12 protein-coding genes are annotated in these 17,243 nt (G+C 66.1%); 8 read left to right on the plus strand and 4 right to left on the minus strand.

The window, feature by feature from the left end:
* Positions 1-9: 9 nt before the first annotated feature.
* On the plus strand, positions 10-2,403 hold the full coding sequence (locus M1E01_RS08880; protein WP_457974662.1) for a RelA/SpoT family protein: 2,394 nt from the start codon (positions 10-12) through the stop codon (positions 2,401-2,403).
* A 678-nt stretch (positions 2,404-3,081) separates the two neighbouring features.
* Here the strand turns inward: M1E01_RS08880 and M1E01_RS08885 are convergent.
* Positions 3,082-4,776 (minus strand): DUF349 domain-containing protein, encoded by a 1,695-nt coding sequence (locus M1E01_RS08885; RefSeq protein WP_457974663.1) that lies wholly within the window; start codon positions 4,774-4,776, stop codon positions 3,082-3,084.
* 70 nt (positions 4,777-4,846) lie between these two features.
* Positions 4,847-5,641: a peptidylprolyl isomerase gene (locus M1E01_RS08890; RefSeq protein WP_457974664.1), complete on the minus strand. Its 795-nt coding sequence runs from the start codon at positions 5,639-5,641 to the stop codon at positions 4,847-4,849.
* A gap of 261 nt (positions 5,642-5,902) precedes the next feature.
* On the opposite strand from M1E01_RS08890, the gene hisS reads away from it, so the two are divergent.
* Complete coding sequence (gene hisS / locus M1E01_RS08895; RefSeq protein WP_457974665.1) at positions 5,903-7,255, plus strand: histidine--tRNA ligase; 1,353 nt, start codon at positions 5,903-5,905, stop codon at positions 7,253-7,255.
* 93 nt (positions 7,256-7,348) lie between these two features.
* Here the strand turns inward: hisS and M1E01_RS08900 are convergent, their stop codons facing one another.
* On the minus strand, positions 7,349-8,623 hold the full coding sequence (locus tag M1E01_RS08900) for an APC family permease (RefSeq protein WP_457974666.1): 1,275 nt from the start codon (positions 8,621-8,623) through the stop codon (positions 7,349-7,351).
* Positions 8,624-8,719: 96 nt separating this feature from the next.
* Between M1E01_RS08900 and aspS the strand changes: the two genes are divergently transcribed.
* Positions 8,720-10,507, plus strand: a complete 1,788-nt coding sequence (gene aspS / locus M1E01_RS08905; protein WP_457974667.1) for an aspartate--tRNA ligase — start codon at positions 8,720-8,722, stop codon at positions 10,505-10,507.
* Between the two features lie 92 nt (positions 10,508-10,599).
* Here the strand turns inward: aspS and M1E01_RS08910 are convergent, their stop codons facing one another.
* Entirely contained in the window at positions 10,600-11,304 is a 705-nt protein-coding gene (locus tag M1E01_RS08910) for an acVLRF1 family peptidyl-tRNA hydrolase (RefSeq protein WP_457974668.1), read from the minus strand.
* Positions 11,305-11,367: 63 nt separating this feature from the next.
* Between M1E01_RS08910 and M1E01_RS08915 the strand changes: the two genes are divergently transcribed.
* The 5 genes from M1E01_RS08915 to alaS all read left to right on the plus strand — a co-directional run bounded on the left by M1E01_RS08915 (position 11,368) and on the right by alaS (position 17,241).
* Positions 11,368-12,876 carry a replication-associated recombination protein A gene (locus tag M1E01_RS08915; RefSeq protein ID WP_457974669.1) on the plus strand — a complete coding sequence of 503 codons (1,509 nt, stop codon included), beginning with the start codon at positions 11,368-11,370 and terminating at the stop codon, positions 12,874-12,876.
* A gap of 170 nt (positions 12,877-13,046) precedes the next feature.
* Positions 13,047-13,673, plus strand: a complete 627-nt coding sequence (gene rpsD / locus M1E01_RS08920; RefSeq protein ID WP_400576083.1) for a 30S ribosomal protein S4 — start codon at positions 13,047-13,049, stop codon at positions 13,671-13,673.
* A gap of 145 nt (positions 13,674-13,818) precedes the next feature.
* Complete coding sequence (locus M1E01_RS08925; protein ID WP_457974670.1) at positions 13,819-14,193, plus strand: DUF948 domain-containing protein; 375 nt, start codon at positions 13,819-13,821, stop codon at positions 14,191-14,193.
* A 17-nt stretch (positions 14,194-14,210) separates the two neighbouring features.
* Entirely contained in the window at positions 14,211-14,441 is a 231-nt protein-coding gene (locus M1E01_RS08930) for a DUF6167 family protein (protein WP_457974671.1), read from the plus strand.
* A gap of 121 nt (positions 14,442-14,562) precedes the next feature.
* The gene (gene alaS, locus M1E01_RS08935; protein WP_457974672.1) at positions 14,563-17,241 is read left to right on the plus strand and encodes an alanine--tRNA ligase; all 2,679 of its coding nucleotides are present in this window, start codon (positions 14,563-14,565) and stop codon (positions 17,239-17,241) included.
* Positions 17,242-17,243: the final 2 nt, after the last annotated feature.

The raw sequence follows: 17,243 nt of genomic DNA on the forward strand, positions 1-17,243 counted from the left end.
GGTGCTTCATTGGAAGAACGTTCAACGTCGGCGCCAGAGGCGGCCGGGGGTAGCGGTCCGGGCCAGGGCCCGCAGACTGGTCTGGTGGCTGCCGGACGCCCCGGTCCGGGTGTGCCGGTGGACGCCTCCGGCGTGCGCCCCACTTTCCCGGGGCGCCGGGAACGCACGCGGTCCCGGCTTGCCCGTCTTACCGGGCGAAGCACCGCCACGTACTCGCCGATTCTGGAGCCGCTGCTCCGCACGGTGCGGGCGAACAATCCCAAAGAGGACTTTGACCTCATCCAGCGCGCGTTCGTCGTGGCTGAGCAGAGCCACCGCGGACAGAAGCGCAAAAGCGGGGACCCCTATATAACCCACCCCGTGGCCGTTGCCACGATCTTGGCCGAACTCGGCCTCAGCGGGACCACGCTTGCGGCCGCGCTGCTTCACGATACGGTCGAAGACACCCCCTACACCCTCGCTGATCTGAAAGCCGACTTCGGCCCCGAGGTGGCTATGCTCGTGGACGGCGTCACGAAGCTGGACAAAGTCAGCTTCGGCGAGGCCGCACAATCCGAGACAGTGCGCAAGATGGTCGTCGCCATGGCCAAGGACATCCGAGTGCTGATGATTAAGCTCGCGGACAGGTTGCACAACGCCCGTACATGGCGCTTTGTTTCAGCGGAATCCTCGGCCCGCAAGGCGCGCGAGACGCTGGAGATCTTCGCGCCGCTCGCCCACCGCCTCGGCATGAACACCATCAAGTGGGAGCTCGAGGATCTATCCTTCGCGGCGCTGTATCCGAAGGTCTACGAGGAGATCGTCCGGATGGTGGGGGACCGGACTCCTGAGCGCGAAAAGAGCCTCAGCGTTATCCGGAACCAGATCGCCGAGGATCTGCGCGTGGCCAAGATCAAAGCCACCATCACCGGCCGCCCGAAGCATTATTACTCGATCTACCAAAAGATGATCGTCCGGGACAAGGACTTCGACGACATCAACGACCTCATGGGCGTGCGTGTGCTGGTTGATTCCGTCCGCGACTGTTACGCGGCACTCGGCACCCTGCATTCGCGGTGGAACCCCCTGCCCGGGCGGTTCAAGGACTACATCGCCATGCCCAAGTTCAACATGTACCAGTCGCTGCACACCACCGTCATCGGTCCCGGCGGGAAGCCTGTTGAGATCCAGATCCGCACGCACGAGATGCACCGCCGCGCGGAGTATGGCGTGGCCGCGCACTGGAAGTACAAGGACCAGCCGAACCGGACCGCCACCGGGCCCGGCAGCCCCCGCGACGGGGACATGGGATGGCTGCGGTCGCTCGTGGACTGGCAGCAGGAGACCTCCGATCCCGGCGAATTCCTGGACTCCCTGCGCTTTGAGATCAACGCCAGGGAAGTTTTCGTCTTCACGCCCAAGGGTGAGGTCATGGCCCTCCCGGCAGGCTCGACGCCCGTGGACTTTGCCTACGCCGTGCACACCGAGGTGGGGCACCGCACCATCGGTGCCCGGGTCAACGGGAAACTGGTGCCTCTCAACAGCGAACTCAACCACGGCGACTGGGTGGAGATCTTCACCTCCAAGGCCGAAGGCGCCGGACCCAGTCAGGACTGGCAGCACTTCGTCAAGAGCGCCCGTGCCCGGAACAAAATCCGCCAGTGGTTCAGCAAAGAGCGCCGTGAAGAGGCGATTGACCGCGGCAAGGAGCTGCTGACCCGCGCCATGCGGAAGCAGAACCTGCCGCTGCAGCGCCTCATGACCCACGACGCCCTTGCCGCCGTGGCGGAGGAATTCAAGTATGTCGACATCTCCGGGCTGTACGCAGGCGTGGGCGACGGGCACACCTCAGCGCAGCACGTCATGGAGAAGCTCGTCGATCTGCTCGGCGGAAACGAAACCCCGGATGACGACCTCACTGAGGTGAGCATCCCCACCCAGGTCACCAAGGCACGTTTCTCAGACTCCGGTGTGGTGGTCCGCGGCGTGGGAGACGTATGGGTCAAGCTGGCACGCTGCTGCACGCCTGTGCCACCCGATCCCATTCTGGGCTTCGTCACGCGCGGCTCAGGCGTCTCCGTGCACCGCACCGACTGCACCAACGTCGCCGGCCTGAAGGACCAGCCGGACAGAATCGTGGACGTGGACTGGGCACCCACGCAATCCAGCGTGTTCCTCGTTGAGATCCAGGTGGAGGCCCTGGACAGGAAGTCCCTCCTCTCGGACGTCACTCGCGTGCTGTCCGAGAACCACGTGAACATCCTGGCTGCGAGCGTCCACACCTCAACCGACCGTGTGGCCATCTCCAAGTTCGCTTTCGAAATGGGCGATCCCAAGTACCTCAGCCACGTTCTCAGTGCTGTCCGCAGGATTGACGGCGTGTTTGATGTCTACCGCACCACCGGGAACAGCCGGCGCAGCTAGGGCCAGTTTCTCCAGTGCTGCCTTTTTATGTGGCAGCCGGGGGGACGCCTCCACGGCGAGGGTCAGCAGCCGCAACCGCACCTCGAGTTCGGGGCGCTCGAGCAGGCGCCGCAGGGCGGGAACTGCCCGTTCGGCCTCCACGTGCAAGGCGATATCCAGGGCGGTGCGCAGGGGGCTGGACACCATAAGGCCGCCGAGGCTGACAACGTCAAAAGGACCGAGCCGCACCTCATGGAGAGTGCAGCCTCTGGTGGAGCGCAGGCTGGAGATGCGGCGTTTGGCATCCACCAGCAGGGCCAGCCGGTCCGGTTCCCGGGCGCAGCCGTAGATCCAGGCCGCAGTCATCCTTCCGGCGACCACCCGCCGCCGGATCGCCGGCGGCACGGCACAGGCTGCCGCTCGGGCGCGCAACTGCGGCGAGGCAGGAACACCAGGCAGCGTGTAGCCGTACTGGTAGAGCTGCGTGAGCACGCCGTCGGCCGCCATGGACTGGAGCTCGGGCCACGAGAACAGCTGCCCGGGCGCGTATAGATCCAGAAGCTGCGTGGGGGAGTCGGGGCTGCGCATGCCGGACGCTTTCATCCAGTCATCGTGCCGGAACTGCCCCGAACAGGAACAGGCCCCGTCCCGGCTATGTGGATAACCGGGACGGGGCCTGCGACGGTAAAAGCAGGGTATTTAGGAGAGCTCGCTTGCGGAGCGCTGGATCTGGTCAAGCCAGGCCTGGCGGGCGTCGAGGGCCTCCTGTGCGGCCTTGATCCTGCGCTGGTCGCCAACCTTCTCCGCTTTCGCCAGGTCTTCCCTCAGACCGGCAATGGCAGACTCCAGCTGGCTCAGGGCACTGTTGGTGCGCGCCTTGGTCTCCGGGTTGGACCGCTGCCAGTTTTCCTCTTCGGCCTGGCGGACGGCGTCTTCGATTCGGCGCAGGCCAGCCTCGATGCGCCCCATGTCTGCGCGCGGCACCTTTCCGGCTTCCTCCCAGCGGTCACGGATGGACTGAAGCGCCTTCTTCGCGGCGCCGAGGTCCCTAACCGGAAGGATGGCGCTGGCCTCCTCGAGGAGGGCTTCCTTCACCTTTAGGTTGGCTGCGTACTCCTGGTCGATCTCATCGTTTGCTGCCTGGCGGTTGGTGAAGAAGATATCCTGGGCGGCGCGGAACCGGGCCCACAGAGCGTCGTCGTCCTTGCGGCTGGCGCGGGGCGAGGCTTTCCACTCGTCCATGAGGCGGCGGTACTCCCCTGCCGCGAAGCCCCAGTCCGTTGACGAGGATAGTGCCTCGGCCTCGGCGATCAGCTTTTCCTTCGCAGCCTTTGCTGCCGAGTTGTTGCTGTCCAGTTGGGAGAAGTAGGCACGGCGGTGGCGGTCAAAGACGGTGCGGGCAGCACGGAACCGCTTCCACAGTGCGTCTTCATTGCTGCGCCCGAGGCGGATACCGCTCTTCTGTGCGGCCTTCCAGCTCTCAAAGAGCTCATTCATCCGCGCGCTGGAGGTCTTCCACTGGATCTGTGCCGGATCGGTTCCGGAGATGGCCTCAGCCTCGGACACGATGGCCTCGCGGGCAGCGAGTTCGTCTGCCCGGACGGCGTCATGCTTGGCCTTTTCGGCCTTTTCGAGCTCCGTGATCTGCGTGGACAGCGTGTCCAGGCGGCCTTCGGCGGAGCGGATGTCCCCCACCATGTTCCGCTCGGCCAGCTGCTCACGCAGGTGGGTGACAGTCTTCTGCATGTCGGTCGTGGGCGCCTTGGACGCCACCCGGTGCTCCAGCAGCACGATCTGGGCCACGACGTCGTCGTACTTTCGGGCGAAGTAGGCCAGCGCCTCGTCGTCGCTCACGCCGGGGTACTGGCCGACCGGGTGCTCCTCGCCGTCGATGGTCAGGAAGACGTGACCGTCGCCCTCCACGCGGCCCCATTTGGCAGCTTCCGCCAGTGACGTGGCAGACGCGGCAGGGGAGGACACAGCGGGTGCAGCTGTGCCCGCCTTGGGGCGTGCCGCGAATGCAGCGGGAGACGGCGCAGGGCGCGGTGCCGGCGCCGGGCTGGGTGGCGGCGTCGAACTGGTGGGGGCAGCCGGGCTGGCGGCGGGAACCGCAGCTGCGCCGGCCTCCGGCGCGCTCTCCACCGGGGCGCTTTCCTCCGGGGCGCTTTCCTCCGGGGCGCTCTCTGCCGGGGCGCTTTCCTCTGGCACGCTCTCCACCGGGGCGCTTTCCTCTGGGGCGCTTTCCTCCGCCGCACTCTCCGCCGGCGTGTTCTCCGGCTGAGTCGCTTCGGCCTGGGTACCTTCAGCCGCAGCCTCCTTGGGTTCGGCCGGAGGAGCCGGAACCTCAATCAGGTCTGCTGCTGCTGTTTCGTCGGATTTCTGACTGTCTGTCACCGCTAAAAGTCTTTCGCTTGGAGGAAAATACTCTCGTAATCCGTCCTTATCCACGAGGGACAGGTGCTTCTTACTTCAGAGAAAACGAGTCTATCGTGACTGGTTCCACAGGAGCGCCGTCCGTGGCGTTTTCGCCCTTCTTAAGACCTGCAGCCGCAATCTTTGTGACTACGTCCAGTCCGGAGGTCACCTTGCCCACTATTGTGTAGCCGCCTGCGGCGTCAGCCGGAATGACGGTGTCCCTATACACAATGAAGAACTGAGTGCCGTTGCCGTGGGCGTTCCCGCCGGTGCGTGCCACCGCAATGGTGCCAGCCGGGTATTTATTGTCGGGCGGCGTGTTTTCCAGTGGGCCCCATGTGTAGGAAGGGTCTCCCTGGCCGTCACCGGTCTTGGAACCGCACTGCAGTACGCCGAAGTTTTCCGCAGTGGTGAGCCGGTGGCAGCTGACACCCTTGTAGTAGCCCTCGTCGGCGAGGGATTTGAAGACAGCGGCGGCCTGCGGGGCCCTGGTGCCGTCCAGCTGCACTCCCAGCGCGCCCCGGTTCAGCCTGAGCTCGCCGGTAAAGACCTTTCCGGCGGCGGTTTCCGGCTTGGGGATGTTGGGTGCGTTGGTGGGCGACGGGGAAGCCGACGGAGATTCCAGGCCTGCCTGTGCCGCAGCAAACTCCTCTTCGGTCGGGTTGCCGGAGTAAACTGCGAGTTGGAGGACGACGGCGAGAATCACCGCCGCTGCGCCGGCAGCCCCCGCAATGAGGTTGTCCCGCTTCCGCCGTTTCTCCTGGTCCCGCCGAAGCGCGCGTTTGGCTTCCATCTGCTGAATGCGCCGCTTTGCTTCACGCATTTCACGTGGACTGGCCGCCACAGGCTCCTCCTCGATGATCGGGCTGCCCCCAGGGGTCACCCGCTGAAGGCATCCCCGGCTGCAGCTGCACGGCGGCAGCGTCCCCAGCCCGGCAGCGTGCATTAGAGATGCCCGCGCCGAAAGCATAAACTGGCTGCCGCACCTAGTTTATGCAGAACAGCCTGGGCTGCCGCGCCTGCTGCCGCCTTTGCCCACATGGCGGATCCAAATATTTCAGCGCAGCGGACTCCGGCCGTCGGTTACCTGAGGAGAAACTCCACCATGGCACGCACCGCCTCCCTGTCCGGATTCCCCGAGTGGCTTCCCGAGGAACGGCTGGTGGAGCAGCATGTGCTGGACACCCTGCGCCGCACCTTTGAACTGCACGGGTTCTCTTCGATCGAGACCCGCGCGGTGGAGACTGTGGGCCAACTGCTGCGCAAGGGGGAGATCGACAAAGAGGTCTACGGCCTCAGCCGCCTCCAGGACGACGAAGGCGAGGAGTCCAGGAGCAAGCACGATCCGCACGCCCTGGCACTGCATTTTGACCTGACGGTTCCGTTCGCCCGTTACGTCGTGGAGAATGCCGGTTACTTGGCGTTCCCGTTCCGCCGTTACCAGATACAGAAGGTGTGGCGCGGTGAACGTCCCCAGGAGGGCCGCGCCCGCGAATTCACCCAGGCCGACATTGACGTGGTGGGGGACGGCGACCTGCCGTTCCGCTATGACGTGGAAATCGCGCTGGTCATCGCCGAGGCCTTGAGCGCCCTCCCCATTCCGGACTTCCGCCTGCGCATCAACAACCGCAAGCTTGCCGAAGGGTTCTACCGTGGCATCGGCCTGGACGACACCGCCGGAGTGCTGCGCAGCATCGACAAACTGGAGAAGATCGGCCCGGACAAGGTTGCCGAACTTCTCAAGACCGAACTCGGCGCCAGCGAGGACCAGGCGCAGGCGGCTCTGAAGCTGGCCGGCATACGGACCGAGGACACCTCCTTCGTGGGTCAGGTCCGTTCCCTCGGCGTGAACGACGAACTCCTCGAGGAAGGCCTGAACGAACTGGAGCAGGTCATTGAGGCCGCCGTGAAGCACGCACCGGGGAAGGTCGTGGCTGACCTGAGTATCGCCCGTGGCCTCGACTACTACACCGGGACGGTCGTCGAAACAGTTCTCGTGGGCCACGAACAGCTTGGCTCCATCTGCTCCGGCGGCCGCTATGACGCCCTGGCGAGCAAAGGCAACCGGAAGTTTCCCGGGGTTGGCCTTTCCATCGGCGTTACCCGCCTGGTCTCCCGCATCCTGAGCCAGGACCTCGCCAAGGCCTCCCGCTCTGTGCCCACCGCTGTGCTGGTCGCGCTGAATAACGATGACAGCTGGGGCGAGGCGCAGGACGTCGCCACGCAGCTGCGCAGCCGGGGGATTGCCACGGAGGTCGCCGCGAAGGCCGAGAAGTTCGGAAAGCAGATTAAGTTTGCGGACCGCCGCGGCATCCCCTTCGTCTGGTTTACAGATGACGACGGCAAGCACCAGGTCAAGGACATCCGGTCCGGCGTGCAGACCGACGCCGATCCGGCCACCTGGACGCCGTCGGATGAGGATCTGTACGTCCAGGTCACCGCGGCCGCATCCGAGTAGGCGGCAGGCAGTTCCGCCTGGGTGCCACGCCCAAGCGCTCAGCCACTCACGCGCTCAGGCACTCACGCGCTCAGGCATTCAGGCGCTCAGCACCTAGCGTTTAACGGCTTGGGCCCGGCGGCCGCGGATCCGCAGCACCGCCGCCCTGCCCGCCAGCCCCGCAACCAGCACGGCCACCATGGTGAGGACCGATGCCTGCGGCAGCGTGAAGGCCAGGACCAGGCATCCGGCGAGCCCCAGTGCGTTGAGCCACCTCGGCGCGTGCCATGGGCGTTCCGTCAGCGTGTAGGCAGCGGCGTTCGCTACGGCGTAGTACATGAGGACGCCAAAGCTGGAGAACCCCACCACTGTCAGCACATTGCTGGTCAGCAACAGCACAATGACGACGGCGGCCACAGCCAGTTCGGCCGCGAACGGAACGGTGTGCCGTCCCCCGACGCGGGCGAGCGGAGCGGGCAGGTCGCGCTCCCTGGCCATCGCCATCGTGGTGCGTCCTACTCCCGCGATGAGTGCAAGCAGTGCGCCGAGGGAGGCCGCGGCCGCCCCCGCTTGGACGAGGGGCGCCGCCGCGGCAAACCGGGAGTGCTTCACCGCGTCCAGCAGCGGGGCCGGTGATGCGGCAAGCTGCGCCAAGGGAAGATGCCCCAGCAGCAGCAGTGCCAGGACGAGGTAAACGGTGAAGGCTCCCGCGAGGGCGCCGAGGATGGCCCGCGGAATCACCTTCGCAGGGTCCCTGACCTCTTCTCCCAGGGTGGCAATCCGGGCGTATCCGGCGAAGGCGAAAAACACGAGGCCGGCGGCTGGAAGGACGCCCGCCGCACCGCCCGGCCCGTCAGGCGATGCCGGGGATCCGGCGCCCTCAGGATGAGGTCCCATGAGACTGGCCACGGCAACAAAGACGAGGGTGGCCAGGACGATCCCCAGCAGGATGCGGGTCAGAAACGCGGTCCGCGTGATGCCCAGAAGATTTACTCCGGTCAGCACGGCGACGGCCGCTAGTGCCACCGGCGTGGCATAGCCGGGCGAGACGTACTGTCCGAAGGTCAACGCCATCGCTGCGCAGGAGGCGGTTTTGCCGGTCACGAACCCCCAGCCGGCGAGGAACCCGGGCCACTCGCCCAGCTGCTTGCGCCCATAGACGTACGTGCCGCCGCTATGCGGATACTTCGAGGCCAGCTGGGCGGACGCCACCGCATTGCAGTAGGCGACGGCCCCTGCGATGACGATGGAAACGACAAGGAGTGTGCCTGCCAGTCCCGCGGCCGGTGCGAACACCACGAACACGCCGGCGCCGAGCATGGAACCGAGTCCTATGGATGTTGCATCGAACACACCGAGCCTGCGCTGCAGCTGGTGATGCTTGGTCATGGCGGGGCAGGGGCCTTTCCAGCGGGTAAACTCGGACCGGATCGTTTCCGCAACGATCCTAACGAAAACTTCTGTCTTCCTTCTGAAAGGAATGTTGTGCTGCGCACACATGACCTCGGATCCCTGCGCTCCGAGCACATTGGACAAACCGTAACCCTGGCCGGCTGGGTAGGCCGCCGTCGTGACCACGGTGGTGTCGCATTCGTCGATCTGCGTGACGCGTCCGGCGTCGCCCAGGTCGTGGTCCGGGAGGAAGAGGTGTTCCACGGCCTGCGCAACGAATACGTGCTGCAGGTGACCGGCACGGTGTCCAAGCGCCCCGAGGGCAACGAGAACCCTGCTCTCGCCACGGGCGAGGTTGAGGTCATGGCCGACAAGGTGGTCATCCTGAACACCGCGGACGCGCTGCCCTTCCAGATCGACGAGCACGTGGAAGTGGGCGAGGAGGCCCGCCTCAAGCACCGCTACCTCGACCTGCGCCGCCCCGGCCCCAGCCGCAACCTCCGCCTCCGTTCCGAGGCCAACCGCGTCGCCCGTGAACTCCTGCACAAGGAGGGCTTCGTGGAAATCGAAACCCCCACACTCACGCGATCGACGCCGGAAGGCGCCCGTGACTTTCTGGTCCCCGCCCGCCTGGCGCCGGGTTCCTGGTACGCGCTGCCGCAGTCGCCGCAGCTTTTCAAGCAGCTGCTGCAGGTGGGCGGCTTCGAGAAGTACTACCAGATTGCCCGCTGCTACCGCGATGAGGACTTCCGCGCGGACCGGCAGCCCGAATTCACCCAGCTGGACATCGAGGCGAGCTTCGTTGACCAGGACGACATCATTGCGCTCGGTGAAAGCATCGTGAAGGCCCTGTGGCAGCTGATCGACGTCGACATCCCGACGCCCATCCAGCGGATCACCTACGCCGACGCCATGGCCCGCTACGGCTCCGACAAGCCGGACCTCCGCTTCGGCCAGGAGCTGACCGAGCTGACCGAGTTCTTCAAGGACACCAACTTCGGTGTCTTTAAGGCGCCTTATGTCGGCGCAGTTGTCATGCCCGGCGGCGCCTCCCAGGCGCGCCGGGCCCTGGACGCCTGGCAGGAATGGGCGAAGCAACGTGGCGCCAAGGGCCTGGCCTACGTCCTTTACAAGGAAGACGGCGAGCTTGCGGGTCCGGTCGCCAAGAACCTCACCGAGACCGAACGTGCCGGCCTGGCCGATGCCGTCGGTGCCAAGCCGGGCGACTGCATCTTCTTCGCCGCCGGCGAGAAGACCCCGTCCCGGGCACTGCTCGGTGCTGCCCGTGTTGAAATCGGCCACCGCACCGGGCTGATCGATCCCACCGCCTGGGCGTTCTGCTGGGTTGTCGACGCCCCGATGTTCGAGCCGGCCGCTGCCGCGGTGGCCTCCGGTGACGTTGCCGTGGGCGGCGGCCAGTGGACGGCCGTCCACCACGCCTTCACCTCGCCCAAGCCGGAGTTCCTGGAGACCTTCGACAAAGACCCCGAATCTGCGCTGTCCTACGCGTACGACATCGTCTGCAACGGCAACGAAATCGGCGGCGGCTCCATCCGCATCCACGAGCGCGAAGTCCAGGAACGGGTCTTTGAGCTCATGGGCCTGGACAAGGCAGACGCCCAGACCAAGTTCGGCTTCCTCCTCGAAGGCTTCAAGTACGGCGCCCCGCCGCACGGCGGCATCGCCTTCGGCTGGGACCGCGTGGTTGCACTGATGGCAGGCGTTGACTCCATCCGCGACGTCATCGCGTTCCCGAAGTCCGGCGGAGGCCACGACCCCCTCACGGACGCTCCGGCTCCCATCACCCCGCAGCAGCGCAAGGAAGCCGGGGTGGACTTCAGGCCCGAGGTGAAGAAGCTCGAGGACAAAAAGCCCGAGTAGGCGCAAGGCTGCCGGCAGCCCGTTTCGACGGTTCCCTGCACACTCGACGCTAAGAAGCGTCGAAACCGCAGGGAACCGTCGAAACGGAGCAGTTAGGGGGCCGGCGGGTCGCTGACTGTGATCCGCACCGAGCACGCGTCCGCCGCGGCCTTCTTCAGGACCGCAGCGCGTGGATCGGGGACATCGAGGTACGCCAGGCGCGGCAGCCGGGCATAAGCCTTGAGGGCAGGCTGCTCGAGGACAAGGTCCGCCAGCGCGCGGTCCCCGCCAGGCAGCACATACTCGAAGACCTCCCCGCTGAAGACACGCCCGGCCTGTTCCGCCACTGCCTCGACCATCGCATCGGCCTGGTTGGAACGGCGCCGCGCAAACCTTTGCTGGGACTGGCCTCCGGCAGCGGTCCGTGACTGCACATACTTGGAGCCGGTCTTGGACGCCAGGATGTGCCCCTCGCTGGCAACCGCCACACCGTACCCACCCCGGCGCACCAGGACCAGGCCGATCCTGCGCGGCTGGGAGGCGAGGGAAGCCAGACGCTCCACCAAGCCGGGTCCGCGCCCTGGCCTGCCGTCCGCCGGCCAAGGCGCCTGCAGCAGTGCACTGGCGCCGTCGGCTGCGAGAAGCCGCACGCCGTCGTCGTGGTCTTCGATCTCCAGCACGCCGTGACTGGACCGGAACCGCTCCACCCAGCCGGCCAGCCGGGGACCGGATACGAACGCGGTCCGCGACGGCGGTGACGGATGGCCGCCGGGCGTAGCCCGGCCCGCTGCTCCGCCTGCTGTAGCACTGTGTGGCATCGCCGATTCCCCTGCTTCCCGCGACGGGACTTGCCCCGATGGATCTATGAGTAGCCTATCTATGTGGATGATCTCTTTGGCCCGGGGCAGGGCAATGACGACGACGGCGACTCGCCTGACGCTGCCGACCGCACTGCCGGCAGCGGCACTGCCGACAAGACGGCCGGCGGCGGTGCTACTGGCAGGACGGCCGGCGCCTCGCGAAACGCCGCGCCCCGCAGCCCCCTCGCCGTCCGCATGCGGCCCCGCACCCTGGACGATGTGGTGGGCCAGCAGCACCTGTTGGGCCAGGGCTCGCCGCTGCGCCAGCTGGCAGCCGGGGCAGACGCCGGCGGCCCCGCAGGCCCCAGCTCGGTCATCCTCTGGGGTCCGCCTGGCACCGGCAAGACCACGCTGGCCCATGTCATCGCCAGGGGGCCCGGCAGGAAGTTCGTGGAGCTCTCGGCGATCACCGCCGGAGTCAAGGACGTGCGCAAGGTCATGGATGATGCGCTGACTGCCCGCGACCTCTACAAAACCACCACGGTGCTGTTCCTGGATGAAATCCACCGATTCAACAAAGCCCAGCAGGACGCTCTGCTGCCCGGCGTCGAAAACCGCTGGGTGGTGCTCGTGGCAGCGACCACCGAGAATCCCTCCTTCTCCGTGGTCTCCCCGCTGATGTCCCGTTCCCTGCTGCTCACGCTGAAACCGCTGACCGACTCCGACGTCGAGGGCCTGCTGCTGCGGGCCGTGGAGGACTCCCGCGGCCTGCGCGGCGAAGTCCGGCTCAGCCCCGAGGCACTGGCGCACCTCGTCCGGCTCTCGGGCGGGGATGCCAGGCGGGCCCTTACGGCGCTGGAGGCGGCCGCCGGCGTCGCGTTCGGCGACGCGGACGACGTCGGAAGTTCCGATTCCGGGGAGGGTGGCGCTGCCGGCGGCAGCCCCGGCGATCCGGTCACCGTGGAACTGCGGCATACGGAGCGTGCCCTTGATGTGGCGGCCGTTCGGTACGACCGTGCGGGGGACCAGCACTACGACGTTGCCAGTGCCTTCATCAAGTCCATCAGGGGTTCGGACGTGGACGCGGCACTGCACTACCTGGCCCGGATGCTCGAAGCGGGGGAGGACCCGCGGTTCGTCGCCCGCCGTATTGTGATCTCCGCCGCTGAAGACGTCGGCATGGCCGACCCCACTGCGCTGCAGACGGCCGTCGCGGCGGCGCAGGCGGTCCAGCTCATCGGAATGCCGGAAGGCCGGATCATCCTCGCCGAGGCGGTTGTCCACCTCGCCACGGCGCCAAAGTCCAACGCCGCCTACATGGGCATTAACAAGGCCATCGCGGACGTCCGCGCGGGGCTGGGCAACGGAATTCCGCCCCACCTGCGGGACTCGCACTACCCTGGGTCGAAGCAGCTGGGGCACGGACTGGGCTACAAGTACGCCCACGACGCCCCCCACTCGGTGGCATCCCAGCAGTATCCTCCGGACGACCTCGTGGGCCGCGATTACTACGAGCCGACGGCCAACGGGGCGGAGCGTGACATCGCGGTGCGGCTCGAACGGCTCCGCAAGATTATCCGGGGCAAGTGAGCGCCGTGGTAGGATGGATGCTTGTCTGGCAAGGCACGGACGCACAATCCCCGAATTTCTGTTCGATGGAGCTGTGCCCTGTGCCCAGTAGCAAAAGGCAGCGGTTGGCCGATGCTCTCCATCGTGGAGGCCAGTAACACTGACACACCGCAGATATTGGAAGGACACAAGTGGCTAACAACACTCGTGCTCGCCGTCAGGCCCGCCTCTCGCGGTCCCTCGGCATCGCTCTGACCCCCAAGGCCGCTAAGTACATGGAGCGCCGCCCGTACGGCCCCGGTGAGCATGGCCGCGCCCGCAAGAAGCAGGACTCCGACTACGCCGTCCGTCTGCGCGAAAAGCAGCGCCTGCGCGCTCAGTACGGCATCCGCGAAGCCCAGATGACCCGCGCCTTCGAAGAAGCACGCCGCACCAAGGGCCTGACCGGTGAAAACCTGATCGAACTGCTCGAAATGCGTCTCGACGCCCTCGTACTGCGTGCCGGCTTTGCCCGCACCATCGCCCAGGCCCGCCAGCTGGTTGTGCACCGCCACATCCTGGTTGACGGCATCCGCGTTGACCGCCCGTCGTTCCGCGTCGGCGAGGGCCAGCTGGTCCACGTTCACAGCCGCAGCGAAACCATGCCTCCTTTCCAGGTTGCAGCAGCCGGCGCACACCGCGACGTCCTGCCCGCCGTTCCGGCGTACCTGGACGTCAAGCTTGACGCCCTGCAGGCACGCCTGGTCCGCCGCCCGAAGCGCTCCGAGGTCCCCGTGACCTGCGAAGAGCAGCTCGTCGTCGAATTCTACGCACGCTAAATTCTCCGCAGCGTATCCAGAGAAGCCCGTGGCAAGCGCCGCGGGCTTCTTTGTATGTAAGGTACTTGGGGGACATCGGCGGTTACAGCATGCTGCTGCCGCGCACAGGGTCCCGATCCACTGAGTTTCAAGGAGATGAACATCTATGTCTGGTGGCGATATTGCCGGCCTGATCGCGGCCGGAGTATTTGCGCTCCTGGTCCTGTTGCTTGCTGTCCCCATCCTTAAGCTGGGGCGGGTTTTTGATGAGGTGCGGACCTCCATCCGTTCCATCAGCGACGGCGCAACTCCCCTCATGGACGAAGTCACCGCGACCGTTTCCGCCACCAACCAGCAGCTGAAGAAGGTCGACGGCATCGCCTCCAACGTGTCGGACGCCACGGCCAACATCTCCGCGCTGTCCTCGCTGATGGCCGCCACTGTCGGTTCGCCGCTGATCAAGGTCGCCGCCTTCAGCTACGGCGTGCGCTCCGCCCTGGCCGCCCGCAAGAAGCCCGCCACCGGCCGTCGCAGCCGCTAACTTCCGGAGAACCGAAAATGAAGAGACTTGTCTGGATGGGCATCGGCGTTGCCATCGGTGTCATCGCGTTCCACAAGGTCACCGAGGCGCAGGCCACCCTCGGACCGGAAGGCCTGAACCGTGCGGTCGGCCGGCTGGCGGACGGTGTTTACGACTTTGCCGATGCCGTCCGAAGCGGCATGCGTGAGCGGGAGACCGACCTGCGCACGGCGCTCGGCGTCGAGCCCCAGGACGTTGCCGGCCGCTAGCCGCGGCGGAATACGCGAGAATTAAACGGTCGGTCCTTTCAACATCCGTTGATCCCGATCCGCTCTGAACCAAAACCTCACGCACCAGAAGCGTGAACCAAGAAGGGTATGTAATCAGCTCATGAAGTCGCAGGAGATCACAAAGCGCTGGGTGGACTTTTTTGTCAGCAAAGGCCACACCGCGGTTCCCTCCGCGTCGCTGGTCTCCAGCGACCCCTCCCTGCTGTTCACGGTTGCGGGCATGGTCCCGTTCATCCCTTACTTGACGGCCCGTGAAGAAGCTCCCTACTCCCGCGCCACCAGCGTGCAGAAGTGCATCCGCACCGGTGACATCGAAGAAGTGGGCAAGACCGCCCGTCACGGCACCTTCTTCCAGATGTGCGGCAACTTCTCGTTCGGCGACTACTTTAAAGAAGACGCCATCAAGTTCGCCTGGGAACTGCTCACCACCAGCGTGGACGACGGCGGGTACGGGCTTCCGCCGGAACGCCTCTGGGTGACTGTCTACGAAGAGGACGACGAAGCCGAGGAACTCTGGCTGAAGAACACGGGCGTGCCCGCGGAGCGCATCCAGCGCATGGGCAAGGCCGACAACTACTGGTCCACCGGCCAGCCCGGCCCGGCCGGTCCCTGCTCGGAAATCTACTACGACCGCGGCCCCGCTTATGGCGTCGAAGGCGGACCGATCGCCGACGAGAACCGCTACGTCGAGATCTGGAACCTTGTGTTCATGCAGTACCAGATCGACAACGTCCGTTCGAAAGTGGAGTTCGATATCACGGGCGAACTGCCCAAGAAGAACATCGACACCGGCCTGGGCATGGAACGTCTCGCAATGATCCTGCAGGACGTCGAGAACATGTACGAGACCGACCAGGTCCGCCCGGTCATCGACATGGCTTCCAAGCTCTCAGGCAAGGAATACACCTCCGCCGAGACGGAGGATGACCCCCACCATGCCGACGACGTCCGCATGCGGGTGGTCGGAGACCACATCCGCTCCGCCCTCATGCTCATCGCCGACGGGGTAACGCCTTCCAACGAAGGCCGCGGTTACGTGCTGCGCCGCCTGATCCGCCGCGCCGTCCGCTCGATGCGCCTGCTGGGCGTCGAAAAGGCCTGCCTGCCGGATCTCCTGCCCGCCTCCCGCGATGCCATGAAGGGCGTCTACCCGATCGTGGAGACGGACTTCGACCGCATCAGCCGGATCGCCTACGCGGAAGAAAAGGCGTTCCTGCGGACCATCGCCTCCGGCACTGCCCGGCTGGAAGACGCCGTGAAGGAATCCAAGGCAGCAGGCCGCCCGCTCTCAGGCGCCGACGCCTTCACCCTGCACGACACCTACGGGTTCCCTATCGACCTCACCCTTGAAATGGCCGAGGAAGCCGGCCTGAAAGTGGACGAGCCCGAGTTCCGCAAGCTCATGCTCGAACAGCGCCAGCGTGCCCAGGCCGATGCCAAGGGCAAGAAGGGCGCCCACGCCGACCTTAGTGCCTTCCAGGAACTGCTGGCGGAGGGTGAGACCGTCTTCACCGGCTACACCGACCTTGAAGGCGAATCGAGGGTCCGCGGGATCCTGAGCGCCGGCCGTAAGGTATCGCAGGCCGCCACGGGCGACGAGATTGAGCTTGTCCTCGCCGAAACGCCGTTCTACGCCGAAGCCGGCGGCCAGGCCGCGGACACAGGCCTGATCACCGGTGACGGGTTCGTCGTCGAGGTGCTGGACGTCCAGCGGCCGGTGAAGGGACTCAGCGTCCACAAGGCCATCGTCCGCGAAGGTGAGATCGCCTCCGACGCGCTGGTCCGTGCGGCCGTTGACCGGGAACGCCGCCATGCCGCTGAGCAGGCCCACACGGGCACCCACATTGTCCACGCTGCCCTGCACCAGATCCTGGGACCGCAGGCCGTCCAGCGCGGCTCCTTCAATAAGGCCGGCTACCTGCGCTTCGACTTCGCCTGGGGCGAGGGACTGAGCACCGCGACCCGTTCGGAGATTGAGGAAGTGTCCAATCTCGCCATCCGGAACAACTTCCAGGTGGACACCAAGGTCATGCCCCTCGCCGAAGCAAAGGCCCTCGGTGCCATGGCGCTGTTCGGGGAAAACTACGGCAGCGAAGTGCGCGTGGTGGAAATCGACGGCGCATGGTCACGCGAGCTGTGCGGCGGTACGCATGTGCCGAACACGTCGCTCATCGGCAGCCTGTCGCTGCTGGGTGAGCAGTCCGTAGGCTCAGGGAACCGCCGTGTGGAGGCCTTTGTGGGCATGGACGCCTTCCGGCACCTGGCCGCGGAACGGGCACTCGTTACCGAGCTGACTGAGATGCTGAAGGTGCCCTCGGGGCAGCTTGCCGACCGCATTGCAGCCACCCTGACGAAGCTCAAGACAGCCGAAAAGGAACTCGAACGGCTCCGCAAGGAGCAGCTCGCAGCAGCTGCCGCGCAGCTCGTCGGAACTGCCAAGGACGCTGCCGGAGTGCGTGTCATCGCCCACGACGCCGGACAGGTGGGCGGTGCGGATGATCTCCGGGGCCTTGCCCTGGACCTGCGGAACCGCCTTGGCTCCGAGGCGGCCGCGGTAGCCGTGGCCGGCGTCAGCAACGACCGCCCGGTCATCCTTATCGCCACCAACGACGCTGCCCGCACGGCCGGTGTAAAGGCTGGAGCGCTGGTACGCCTTGCGGCCGGCATCCTGGGCGGCGGCGGAGGCGGCAAGGACGACGTCGCCCAGGGCGGCGGCACCGACGCCTCCAAGGTCGGAGCCGCGCTGTCCGCCATCGTCGATGCCGTGACCCGGCGCTAACG

It is taken from the genome of Arthrobacter sp. D1-17, assembly GCF_054130535.1.